At 45.4% G+C, this 12621-nt stretch carries 9 protein-coding genes; 8 read left to right on the forward strand and 1 reads right to left on the reverse strand.

What is annotated here, in order from left to right; translation table 11 throughout:
• The first annotated feature begins 192 nt into the window (after positions 1-192).
• A complete protein-coding gene (locus NXH67_RS09470; protein WP_272797231.1) occupies positions 193-3009 on the forward strand; it encodes a YfhO family protein in 2817 nt (938 codons plus the stop codon).
• Positions 3002-4663, forward strand: a complete 1662-nt coding sequence (locus tag NXH67_RS09475) for a hypothetical protein (RefSeq protein WP_272797232.1) — start codon at positions 3002-3004, stop codon at positions 4661-4663. Before NXH67_RS09470 ends, NXH67_RS09475 begins: the two co-directional genes overlap by 8 nt.
• Here NXH67_RS09475 and NXH67_RS09480 read toward each other — a convergent pair whose 3' ends face one another.
• Positions 4664-5185, reverse strand: a complete 522-nt coding sequence (locus NXH67_RS09480; RefSeq protein WP_272797233.1) for a QueT transporter family protein — start codon at positions 5183-5185, stop codon at positions 4664-4666.
• A gap of 66 nt (positions 5186-5251) precedes the next feature.
• Between NXH67_RS09480 and NXH67_RS09485 the strand changes: the two genes are divergently transcribed.
• The 6 genes from NXH67_RS09485 to NXH67_RS09510 all read left to right on the forward strand — a co-directional run bounded on the left by NXH67_RS09485 (position 5252) and on the right by NXH67_RS09510 (position 12606).
• A complete protein-coding gene (locus NXH67_RS09485) occupies positions 5252-6349 on the forward strand; it encodes a hypothetical protein (RefSeq protein ID WP_272797234.1) in 1098 nt (365 codons plus the stop codon).
• 108 nt (positions 6350-6457) lie between these two features.
• Positions 6458-7198 (forward strand): tRNA pseudouridine(38-40) synthase TruA, encoded by a 741-nt coding sequence (gene truA, locus NXH67_RS09490; RefSeq protein ID WP_272797235.1) that lies wholly within the window; start codon positions 6458-6460, stop codon positions 7196-7198.
• 34 nt (positions 7199-7232) lie between these two features.
• Positions 7233-8852, forward strand: a complete 1620-nt coding sequence (locus tag NXH67_RS09495) for a DUF5722 domain-containing protein (protein ID WP_022779207.1) — start codon at positions 7233-7235, stop codon at positions 8850-8852.
• A 13-nt stretch (positions 8853-8865) separates the two neighbouring features.
• Positions 8866-10668, forward strand: a complete 1803-nt coding sequence (locus tag NXH67_RS09500; RefSeq protein WP_022779208.1) for an ArnT family glycosyltransferase — start codon at positions 8866-8868, stop codon at positions 10666-10668.
• A gap of 136 nt (positions 10669-10804) precedes the next feature.
• A complete protein-coding gene (locus tag NXH67_RS09505; protein ID WP_022779209.1) occupies positions 10805-11464 on the forward strand; it encodes a hypothetical protein in 660 nt (219 codons plus the stop codon).
• Between the two features lie 125 nt (positions 11465-11589).
• Positions 11590-12606: a polysaccharide deacetylase family protein gene (locus tag NXH67_RS09510; RefSeq protein ID WP_022779210.1), complete on the forward strand. Its 1017-nt coding sequence runs from the start codon at positions 11590-11592 to the stop codon at positions 12604-12606.
• Positions 12607-12621: the final 15 nt, after the last annotated feature.

Here is a 12621-nt window from a genome sequence, read left to right on the forward strand (position 1 = left end):
ATTTTTCCCTCCAAAATACGGCTTATGTGTTTTTTGTTTTTTGCCGTTCTATCTTGTATACAGACGGGAAAAAGAAAATGTTGCAAGGAATTAAAATTTTTTTCAAAAAATTTTTTTTACAGTTTGTGCTATACTATCAATGTGCGATTTTATGCGCTTTTTTAAGAATAATAACTTTGGGAGATTTATTTAGTGGAGAAGAAAAAGGTTTTTGACAGGCCGTACAAAGCGGCTGTTTTTTATGGTGTGTATTCGATATTGTTTGCGGGAATGATCTACGGGGTGTTCTATTACTTTTTTGCAAACAATGTTAGTTTTATCAATTCCGCCGATGCCTTCAGGCAGCATATCAAGGCTCTGGCCTATTATGCCAAGTGGATGCGCGGCGTCCTGTATCATCTGGTGAAGGAACACAGTCTGTCGATACAGACCTTCTCCTTCGGAATGGGCTACGGAACAGATATCTACCCGACGCTTCAGTATTACGCTATCGGAGATATCCTGAATCTTCCGGCAGTCTTTGTTCCCAATGAATATATATATGTATATTTTCAGGTTGTTATGATGCTGAGACCCTTCATCGCGGGCATTACCTTCTCGGCTCTTTGCTTCTACTTAAGACCGAGAGCTTCCAAGATCGGTGTGATGACAGGAATGTTCACCTACAGCTTCTGCACCTTTTTCCTGTTCCTTGGTATCTGGCATCCCTATTTTGCCAATCCGCTTATTTATCTGCCCCTTGTAATTCTTGGAGCAGAGAAGATAATCAGGGAAAATAAGTCCGGATTCTTCGCCTTTGCGATCTTCCTCGCAGGCAGCAATAACTTTTTCTTCTTCTATATGATCGTGCTCCTTACAGTGGTGTATGTCATCGTAAGAGTTGCCTTTACATATGGAGGACAGCTTAAGAAGTGGGGAGAGCTGATCCTTAAGTTCTTCGGAGCAGGTATCATCGGAAGCCTTATGGCAATGGTGATACTTCTTCCGGTAATATGTGCTTTTCCGGCCAATCCAAGAAGTAACAGCGGAATTACTTTTTCGCTTTTTTACAACAAGGAATATTATGAGCAGCTGGTAAGAAACCTGTATTCCTTTGTATATCACGGCTTCTATGATACGCAGATAGGCTTCCATGGCATCATTCTTCTGGCGGTGTTCATGCTTGTTATCAGGGTTATAACTCTTTTGGTCAAAAAAGCATCCGGCAAGGAGAACACTGAAGAAAACGCACCGCTTCAGCTCTTTGTATGCTTTTTGCTTCTTATCCTGTTTGTGTGTCTCCCGGCAGCGGGCTATGCACTTACGGCTTTTGCCTATGTTATCAACAGATGGACCTTTGCCTTTGCGCTGTGCGCAGCATTTATGATAGTTGATGTCTGGGACGACCTCTTTAATATCAAGTGGCTGCAGATGGCATCTATGGCGGTTCTTGCCCTGGCCTTTTACCTGCTGGTGAGATTTACTCACAACAGAGGCTATGAGAATGCCATGGCGGAGCTGCGACTTATGTATGTTGGACTTGCCGTAGTTCTTGTCATGGGGCTTATCAACTGCCTTGTAAGAGACAGAGAACATCTTATGCTCAAGATATCAAGGGGGACAGCGCAGGTTCTTATCCTGGCACTTTCGCTTACGGGAATTGTAATTAACGGCTATTACGGCTATTCTCCGGAGCAGGGCAATATGATCCAGGAGTATTTTAACGAGGTTACACCGGACAGCATGCATATCCTTTTGGAGAGCACCGAGGTTCAGGCGGTAAAAGAGGCAGTAGAGGTAAACGGCCGTGATCCCAACGGCTTCTACAGATATTCAGGACGTGACCTTGTATGGAACTCCTCGCTGATTGAGGGCGTATCCTCAACTCAGTTCTACTGGAGTCTTGCAAACGGCGTCGTATCCGATTATTTCAAGGAAATGGGCAACAACGATCAGCAGAATTTTGCCTACTATGCCCTTGATGACAGAGCAATACTCAATACCCTGGCGGGTGTTCGTTATTACTCACTTCGTTTCAATACGGATGAAGAGATCCGTTTTGTACCTTACAGATTCATACATCTTCATGACAGATACAACTTTGCTATTTTTGAGAACATGAACCCGCTGTCTCTTGGCTACGCTTATTACAACGTGATACCAAAGAGCGATTATGAAGCCATGACAGCCGCAGAGAGGCAGGAAGCTCTTTTGTACGGCATTGTTCTTGATGAAGATGACAAGACCTATCCGGAGGCTGAGATCTCCTACAGTTCTCAGTCAGTGCCTTTTGAGATCAGCGCAGAAGGGGATGTTACCATTGAGGATGGTAAGTGGACCGCCAAGGCGGGCTCATCCATTCACATCACCTTCAAGGGCCTTCAGAACTGCGAGACCTATTTATGGCTTGATGAGCTGTATGTGGATTCTCCAAGCGACTATCCGCTTATGAACATTCAGGCTGTTTCCGGTGAAAATGTAGTTACCACCAAGCAGATTTATTACAAAACTGAGAAGAACCAGTTCTACAGTGACTGGCACGATTATCTTCTGAACATGTGCTACGCCGAGCGACCCAAGGATGAGATGGTCATCACCTTCACTGAGGATGGAACCTACACCTTTGATGATCTCAAGATCATCTGTCAGCCTCTGGTCAATTATGAGAATCAGATCAGAATCTTAAGCCAGGATATGCTGGAAAATGTAGAGCTGTACAAGAATCCGATTTCCTATGCCACAAACAAGGTTACCGGAACCATCAACATGCAGGACAATGGTATCATGTGCCTTACGATTCCTTACTCCAAGGGCTGGACAGCCTACGTGGACGGCAAAAAGACTGAGCTTACCAAGGCCAATACAATGTTTATGGCATTAAAGCTTCCTGCGGGAAGTCATGAAATAACTCTCAAATATCACACACCGGGACTTCTTGCAGGTTTCATACTTAGTATACTGGGCCTGGCGCTTCTGATAGGTCTTATGAGAGCTGAAAAAGGTAAAAAGGCGGGAGAGAACAATGCTTAAGAAATTGAAAAATGAAAAAGTTCAGGATACGTTACTGTGGATCTTCATGGCAATAGGCGGCCTGTTTACATTATTCCTGATCTACAAAAAAGATTTCTATATGGAAAACAGTGATATCGCCTCCGATATGATCCTTGGCAAGCTCCTTAGCGCCGAGGGCGGCATCCTTAGTAGCAACTGGTTCTATTCCACGGAGCTGCATGTTGTTCATACGCAGCTTCTGTACAAGCTTCTGTTCTATATCTGGCCTGACAACTGGCTCATGGTAAGACTTGCAGCTGCTGTGGTATTTCTGGTCCTTATAGTCGCTTCCTTTATCTACATGGCTAAGGGAGCCGGACTCTACAGGGAGGGCCTGTTTGCAGCCAGCATACTTACCTGGCCCTTCGGACAGTGGTATGTCAGGATCGTAACCTTCGGCCAATCCTATGTGACCTATTTTATCATCGCATTCTTTTCCATGGGACTGTTCTTCAGAGCGGTGAGCCCTGTGGTCAGGAAGATTTCGGATGATGAGGACAGGAAAGAAAACAGAGCGGTGCTGGCAATCCTTCTGGCAGTTCTTGCAGCGGTTTCTCTGGTAGCGGGACTTGGCGGCGTAAGACTTCTTATGATCTGCTATGCGCCATTATTTGCAACGAGCCTTCTTGGACTTCTGTATGCTCATTATTATATGTTTAAGAATAAGACCAAGTCCGGTAAGATAGCAGCAGCGGCCAACAGAGTATTTATCTCTGCGCTGGTCCCCTTTGTTTTTTCCTGCATAGGTCTATTCATAAACAGAAAGATACTTTGTGAGAAATATAACTTCCAGGATCAGTTCAGAGAGACCTGGACAAATTTTTCCTTTGACTCTATCGGTAATTGCCTGACTGATGCTCTGACACTGTTTGGATGGCATGCAAACGTTCACTTTGTGAGTTGGCAGGGAATCATCAACTGCCTGAATTTCCTGCTGATCCTTCTTTTGGTGGGAAGTATTGTGAGGACCTACAAGAGGCTCTTCAGATACAATGAGATGACACAGCTGTTCCTTCTCTTTGTGGGAACCCTTACACTTATAACTACTGTGGTTTTATCCTGCAGCAACAAGTATTACTCATATTACTGGCTTCCGGTTATTCCTTATTTCCTTCTTGTTATGGGAATTGAGTTCAAATATGAGGAGGCGGGATATTTCAGACACTATGCGCCGGTGATTGGTCTGTTCGTGGGAGTATGCATATGCACCGCAAGTATTTCGGTGTATGCTGACCCTAATCCCGAGGATATCTATCAGGACTATGCTATTACAGACGCCATTGAATGGCTGAAGGAAACAGATTATACCGACGGTTTTGCGATGTTCTGGTCCAGCAACGTGGTAATGGCACTGACTGATGGACGCATAGACATGCATACGGTAAAAGAAATTGATCATCTCGACAGCCTTGATAATGAATATCAGTGGCTTCAGAATGCAGAGCACACAAGATCCCTTCCCGAGGGCAGGTTCTTCGTGCTTGTAAGTGCAAGAGATTACGATCTTGGCAATCCTTATTCAGCAGATATATTCAAACTGTCGGACCACCTGGTGTATGGCACCGACAGCGCATATATCTACAGCTTTGAGAATATGGATGATTACATCTATTCAATATCAAATGCGCAGTGATCACTGCATGGAATCGGCATCCGGAAGGATGCCTTTTCTTTTTTCCAGGGCATGAAGAAGGATTATGCCAAGAACGTAGCAGGAGAGAACCTCTCCGGCACCTACGGTTGCGGTGAAATAACCAAGGGTTCCTTCGAATCCATATACCCTCATGAGTACCTGGGGGACGATTATCATATTTGCAACGATCGGAGGAATGGGGCAGAGCCATCTTGCCGCGGGAAAACGCTTTTTGGTGCGGCCTATGAGATATGTGCCCACAGCGCCGATGAGTGTTGCCAGGGAACCAAAGACTATATCCCAGGGAGCGCAGCCTGTAAGGATATTCGCAAGAAGACATCCCACATACAGTCCCGGAACCGCAGCTGCGGTGTAATAGGGAAGGATAGTCAGAGCTTCCGAGAATCTTAACTGAATGGCATAATTTGCAAGCCCAAGGGCGTTGGCAATCAGTGTCAGAACGATGTAAAGAGCCGCTATTACTGCAGCCTGAGTCATAAACAGAACTTTTTTGTTTTGCATTTTTTCTCCCCTTATTTGGCTAAAAAGTCATATTGATTTTTCATATCCTCTTTGTATAATACTAGCATGAAAAAAACATGGTCAATATTTAATCTTTTTAAAAAGCAGATTCCCTACCTGGGAGATTATTTCAGCGCTTCCGAGATATCAAGACTTCTTGAGGATGAAGAATTCAGTGTATATGTGACAGAAAAAGGGGAGCGCAGCAACGAGATACTGATAAGCGACAGCGGGAAATGGTTGTGTATAGCAGATCGCTATTATCCGCTGGATCTGATAGCATATTTTTCGGAACCGGCTGATGCGGTGGTGTATATAGATGGCAGAAGAATCAAGGTTCACTATGGAGAAGCAGGCTTATTGGGGTGCAGGTGTTTGAAGGAGCTATATGGTCCCCATGCCTACAGAGAGGGCAAGCACACCTTTTTCTATGTGGACAAGAATTACAGGACGGGGGAACCCTCCGTCTGGCAGTATGACCACGAATGCGTTGAGGCCTTTGAAACTCTGGGCTTCGAATCGCCCTTTTCCGAGAAATACAAGGACATACTCTTTAATCTTGAATATGATTACATGCAGAGTACTAATGCCTATTGTGAATGGCAGAAAGTTTACAATAAGTACAAAAAAGATATGAAAAAGCTTCTGAGCGCAGACTGGAGGCAGCTTCGTTATGACTGGGAGTCTGCGATGCTTAAGACGGAGTTTAGAGGCTACGATCCCAGAAAACAGCTGCGGAACGAGATCAAGAATCTTCAAAACGGAGACAATATCCTTACTGCCCTTAACAGCATGGTGCTGGATGATGCAACTCTTGGAACCATCATTTTCGGGATCAACAAGCTGGAGATCAGGGATATACGATGCATTTTTGATATTGAGGCATATACGGATCCCTTCTACGTATGCAACTGCATAAGACTTCTTAAGATGATGGGACAGCCAAGGAATATCGTGGGAATAGATTTTCTTTTTGATTGTCTGAACGATATCAAGGAGCCCTATTATGATATGGCTATGGAGCTGCTTCTTACTTTTGATGAGAAAATGCTTGTACCGGTTCTTGAAAGCAAGTTTGGGGCTGCGATTGAGGATAAGGATGTGCTCAAAATAGCAGGTCTTATGGCCTTTGCAGACAAGATACATTACAGACTTGTAGGATAATTGCATGATTTAAGAGCTGAAATAAGTTATAATGATATAGATACACATTCGCGGTATCTATATCATTTTTTTACGGAAATTACAGAAGAACAGGGAAGATGCGACGGTATGCGAAACTATAAGTTTATTATAAGCTACGACGGAACAAGGTTTTACGGATGGGAGAGGCAGCCCGGCAAGGATATGACCATTCAGGGCAAGCTCGAGGAAGTGCTTAAGAAAATGACAGGCACCACGGACATTAATCTGATTGGAGCCGGAAGGACTGACGCTGGGGTTCATGCAAGGGCAATGACTGCCAACTGCGTACTTGATACGAATATGACTGAAAGTGAGATACAGGAATATATGAACAGGTATCTCCCGGACGATATCAGCGTCAATGAGGTCAGAATCTGCGCTGACAGATTTCATGCCAGGTACAACGCCATCGGCAAGACCTATAGGTATACCTGCTGGTACGGGGCATCCAAGCCTGTTTTTGACAGAAAATATGTGACCGTTCTTGAGAAGAAGCCTGATGTGGATGAGATGCAAAAGGCCTCTGAGTATCTGATCGGAACCCATGATTTCAAGAGCTTTTGCGGCAATACCAAGATGAAGAAGTCCACGGTCAGATGCGTTGACAATATCAAGATCGAAGAGAGCGGTAATTATATCAGATTCTACTTCCATGGAAACGGATTCCTGCAGAATATGGTAAGAATACTGACCGGAACGCTCCTGGAAGTGGGCTACGGTAATATCAAGGCTGATGATATGAAGGACATTCTGGAAGCCTGTGACAGGCAGAGATCGGGCCCTACTGCAAGACCTGAGGGACTGTGCATGATGAAGGTTGATTATTGATATCGGATATTTTCATAAACAATGAGGGGTGTATATGACAAATAAGGCTATATCTGGATTACTGGCAGCGATGGCAGCTGCTTTGGCAATTGCAGCAGGAGTCTGCTGGGGCGGCATAGAGGTGCAGGCGGAAGGAAACGGCGCAGTCTCCATAGGCTCTGCAACTATTTCCGGCGAAAACGTGATCGTCACAGCAGTTACTTCTGACAATCCTGCCAGCGATGATGGTAAATACTATCTTTTTGCCGAGAAGGTTTATCAGACAGGTCCGGCGGGAGCACCTGTAGCGCAGGCGCCGATAGCCCCAAATGTATCATTTAATTTTCCTCTGGAGAGGAAAACGGTATCCTGTCATCTCTATGACAAGTTTCAGGTAGCGGTTCTTCAGGGCGGTGCGTTTGTTCCCGTCACCGGCAGCCGTTATATCACCAATCCGGAGGCTGTCTGCGGCTGGTCCATCCCAAGGAAGAATGACGGTAAAAAAGGACTGATCCTGGACGGGGCCAAGATCGGCAACGGCAATAACGAGGCTCCGACTCTCGGAGTTCAGCAGGCAGCCTACAATATCAATCTTGAGGATGTAATAGGCGGTAACGGCCAGGTTGTCTATGAATACAACGGTAAGACTTACTATTATGACTCTTCTTACCTTAGTCAGTACGACCACTGCGCAAGGACCTGTACTCAGCAGGGCATGGGGGTTACAATGGTGCTTCTCAATCCCTGGAGACAGGGGGAGGAGTTCATGATCTCTCCTTATTCCAGGGCTGGTCTTGGAAAAGCAGAGTACTACATGATGAATACCTCTGAGGATCAGGGGCTTGAGAATCTGGAGGCAGTGGTATCTTACCTGGCTTACAGATATAATGGTCAGAACGGCTTTGGCCAGGTGGACAACTGGGTTATTGCCAATGAGGTCAATGCCAAGAATGCCTGGAATCACACCGATGTATCCGATCTTATGACCTATGCCCGGCTCTATGCAAATGAGCTAAGGGTATGCTATACGGCTATTAAGAGCAGGAACGCCAATGCTTATGTATGCTGCAGTGTGGATCAGAACTGGACACACACACATAATGCTTCATATTTTTCAGCGAGGAGCTTTTTGGAGGCAATGAATGCCTGTATCTGTGCTGAGGGCAATATTGACTGGGCTCTTGCTCAGCATCCCTACAATTATCCGATGACCTGGACCAGCTTTTGGACACCAAAGGATGCCAAGGCAGCGTCAATGATACAGCACAATATCAATTCGCCTTATATTTCCATGGAAAATATTGAACAGCTGACAGATTACATGTGTCAGCCTGCCATGCTTAACACCAAGGGAGCAGTGCGCCCGATACTTCTTACGGAGGTTGGGTATTCCTCCAATCAGGGTGAGGAAGCTCAGGCTGCGGCAATTGTTTATGCTTATCAAAGAGCCGCTACCAATAGATATATAAATATGATAGTATTTAATCGTCAGACTGACATTGAAACTGAGGTTTCCCAGGGACTTCCCGTGGGGCTTACAAGACAGGACGGTTCAAGGAAGCTGGCCTTTGAATATTATCAGCAGATGAACGGCGCTAACGCCGGAGAATATATACAGCGGGCGGCAGCCTACATGGGGATAGGAGACTGGGCAGCAGCCATGAACGCCAGATAGCGGGGATGTTGGGATGAGGATTATCGATTATTACAATTATATAGCGACGGCTGCGTGCATATTGATATGTGCGGCGGCCGTTGTTATTTATGCACGGGGATACAACGCAAGGGGTAAGAAAAAAGAGAGATTTACTTGGGAAAATGGTCTTACCTACCTGCTTCTTGCCGGAATAATCCTTATAGCAGCTTTTTTAAGACTCTACAAGCTTACCGCTATACCTGCGGGACTTCAGCAGGATGAGGCTTCCATTGGTTATGAAGCCTATGCGCTTGCCCGCTACGGAATAGACAGAAACGGCTATTCGTACCCGGTTTATCCCATAACCTGGGGCTGCGGCGGTGGAAGTCCGCTTCTTATCTATCTTAATATGTTTTCGGTCAGATTGTTTGGAACGGGAGTGCTGAAGCTTAGGCTTATTCCTGCAATCTGCGGTATTCTTACGGTTCTTTTGTTCTTTTTTATTCTCAGGGAAGCTTTTGGCTACGGTAAATATGAGGGCAACAGGAACGGCATCGCCCTGTTCGGGGCTTTTTTCCTTGCGGTTTGTCCCTGGCATGTTATCCTCTCAAGATGGAGTCTTGACAGCAATATCATGCCCTTTGTTCTTGCGCTTGCCACATATCTGTTCATGTTGGCTGTAAGAAAGCGCAGCAGCCTGCTGTACGTCCTTAGTGCAGCGGTATATGCCATTTGTATGTATACCTATGGATCAGCAACGATAGTTGTTCCGATCACTCTTCTTTTGGCCCTTATTTACTGCGTGAGAAAAAGAGCTATTACCATAGGGCAGCTAGTGGCTTCGGGAGTAGTTTTTCTTTTGATCTTCCTGCCGCTCCTTGTTTTCTATGGGGTTAATTATCTGGGGCTTCCGGAGATCCACACCGGCCTTTTTACCATCAACAGATTTACTTCATCAAGAAGCGAAGAAGTTTTTCTTAAGCTGGACAAGACTCTTCCTGCGCAGCTCTGGAATAATCTGGTGACGCTTATAAGGATTGTAACCTTCGGGGATGATTCTGATATGCTCTGTCATTTTATTCCGGGATATTCGACACTGCTGGAATTTACATTCCCCATCACTTTCCTTGGCATTGCTGTGTCATACAAGGAGGCAATTGAGGGCTTTGCTCTTGTTCCGAGAAAAAATAACAGCTACGAAAGAACCATGAACCTTGGACAGACCAGTGAGGATGAGAACAAGACTATCAATGTTATCTGGAATTCAACGCTGACAGCCTGCATTGTTCTATCGCTTCTCATAACCGCTGATATCAGCAGAATGGTCATGATCTTCCTGCCGCTTATATTTTATTTTGTCAAAGGCGCTGCTTTTGCGGCAGAACAGTCCAAAAAGCTGGTGGCTGTGCTTATAGTGCTTGTGTTTTTGGCCACTGCTGCCTTCACAAGGGACTATTTTAGCCTGTACAACAGCAATACCATCAGTGTGTTCATGCCAACCTACGGTGATGCCATTGGGAGAGCCTATGAGGTTGCGGGAGATGAGCGCCCTGTCTGGTCTACCTATGAGGGACTGTCTTCACCTTACATGATAGCGCTGTATTACAACGAATATGACCCGAGAAAGTTCGCAGAAACCGTGGTTTACAAGGATCCATACGCTGAATTCCGCACAGCCAGCTCCTTTGGCAATTTTACCTTTGCGGACCTTCCCGAGGATGTCCTTGATGATCAGTATTCAAGCACTGTTTTCGTGGTGGCAAGTTCAGAGCTCAGTCTTTTTGAGAAAGGCGAGGGTTATGTGACCGAAAATATGGGTGGATACTCGGTTGTCTACAGACCCCTTTCGGAGTGAAAAATTTAATAAAATTTTATAAAATTTATAAGTTGGTTATAATGCTAAAATGTGCATAAAATCTGGGCTTGAGAGCTATTTTTCTCTTCTGAAATCCGACATAATAGATATATAAAAAATTATGTCGGAGGTGCGTATGAAGAAAAGGATTTTTTCGATTTTGGCGGCTATGGGGATAGCTCTTTTTTTTACTCTCAATGCATCTGTTGCCAGGGCAGCGGATCCTTCCGTTAAGAATATCACCATTGAAAGTGAATACATGATTCCGGATGACATGGGGTGGTGCACCTACTATGTGCTTATTGCCACCAACAACACCGGTAAGGATATATCTGTAAGCGCCGATTTTACCTCCTACGACAAGGCCGGTAAGGCTTTGAACAAGGTTAATGACTATTCCGAAGCGGTCAAAAAGGGGCAGAGGTTCATACTGTACGGGCAGTTTGTGAACAGCAAGAACCCGGGACTTAAGAGCTGCAAATACGAGTTTAGTGTCAAAGAGACCGGTAACTGCACTTATTCCTCGGTTAATCTGGATGCTTCCAAGAACGGCAATTGTCTTGAAGTATCTGCAACAAATTACTCCGAGAAGGATATTCAGGGAGTAGGAGTAAGAACGGTATTTTTGAAAAATGGCAAGCCTGTTGCCTTTGACGTCGTAAACATCGCCGATACCGGCTATACCTTCCACGGAGGTAGCACCAATTCCCAGGCAATGGGAGTTAATGCCGGAGAATATGACGAATATATAATGACCTATACCTCGGCCGGAAATCTTCTGGCAGGCAATTTCTGATATTAACCTCGGAAGGTGCACAAACCCTCCGAGGTTTCTTTTTAAAATCCCTTTTGGTGTTGACGAATCTATGCTATACTATCATTTGGTTACATATAATTATTGGGGGAGAGTTTGTTTTCCAGATGGCTCTAAGCAGCGGGGGTAAGAAAAAGAAAGAATACAGCGGCAGGGTCAAGAAACTGCGCAGGCTGATTGTGGCCGCAGTGGTGCTGTCCTGTCTTATACCGACCAGTATATGTCTGGTGCTGGCAGTTCGATTTGACAGACTGAGAACTGACTATGAACAGACCAAGGCCGATCTTGATTGGTACAGAGAACGCTACGGAAGCGAGATGGATATACTTTCGGAATCCGGCGCTTCTGATGAGGGATCCTTTAATGGTGTGGCACTGGCCAAGGAGCCGGAGGGTGACCCGCAGGATGTGACTGAGGGACCTGCACCGGACACGGAAGAATATGATACGGATTATGCGGTGGTTGAGATGAGCGGAGCTCAGAATCCCGAGGATATTGAGGGAACAAGATATGTGTATCTTACCTTTGATGACGGACCAAGTTCCTCCACCGATGAGATTCTTGATATTCTTGCGGAATATGACGTCAAGGCTACTTTCTTTGTCTGCGGCAAGCCCGATGCCAGATATACCGATGCCTACAAGCGCATTGTGGATGAGGGACACACTCTTGGAATGCATTCCTATAGCCACAAGTACAGCGTTATATATGATTCTCCGGAGGCCTTCAGAGCCGATCTGGAGAAACTCAGAGTTTTTCTCTATGAGACAACAGGAGTCTGGTCCAAATATTACAGATTCCCGGGAGGAAGTTCTAATTCCGTCAGCAAGGCAGATATGTCCGAACTGGCTGAATATCTCAAGGGGCAGGAAGTCACTTTTTATGACTGGAACGTCTCTGCCGGAGATGACAGATCCGGTGCCAACAAGGATACAATCTACAGCAATATAGTTAATAATATCCCGAGGTTCAAGCACTGCATCGTGCTGATGCACGATTCTGCGGACAAGAAGAGTACCGTTGAGGCTCTGCCCGGGATCATAGAGGCCATACAGGCCATGGATGACACAGTGATAGTTCCGATAACGGACGATACGTTACCGGTTCAACATATCAAATTTTAAGAAATCAGTAATGAA

Source organism: Butyrivibrio sp. DSM 10294 (genome assembly GCF_028539135.1).
Classification (GTDB): Bacteria; Bacillota; Clostridia; order Lachnospirales; family Lachnospiraceae; genus Butyrivibrio.

Bases quoted from the DNA above. Each gene is read 5' to 3' on its own strand.
- NXH67_RS09475 (WP_272797232.1), top strand. From the start codon at position 3,002: ATGCTTAAGAAATTGAAAAATGAAAAAGTTCAGGATACGTTACTGTGG.
- NXH67_RS09480 (WP_272797233.1), bottom strand. From the start codon at position 5,185: ATGCAAAACAAAAAAGTTCTGTTTATGACTCAGGCTGCAGTAATAGCG.
- NXH67_RS09485 (WP_272797234.1), top strand. From the start codon at position 5,252: ATGAAAAAAACATGGTCAATATTTAATCTTTTTAAAAAGCAGATTCCC.
- truA (WP_272797235.1), top strand. From the start codon at position 6,458: ATGCGAAACTATAAGTTTATTATAAGCTACGACGGAACAAGGTTTTAC.
- NXH67_RS09495 (WP_022779207.1), top strand. From the start codon at position 7,233: ATGACAAATAAGGCTATATCTGGATTACTGGCAGCGATGGCAGCTGCT.
- NXH67_RS09500 (WP_022779208.1), top strand. From the start codon at position 8,866: ATGAGGATTATCGATTATTACAATTATATAGCGACGGCTGCGTGCATA.
- NXH67_RS09505 (WP_022779209.1), top strand. From the start codon at position 10,805: ATGAAGAAAAGGATTTTTTCGATTTTGGCGGCTATGGGGATAGCTCTT.
- NXH67_RS09510 (WP_022779210.1), top strand. From the start codon at position 11,590: ATGGCTCTAAGCAGCGGGGGTAAGAAAAAGAAAGAATACAGCGGCAGG.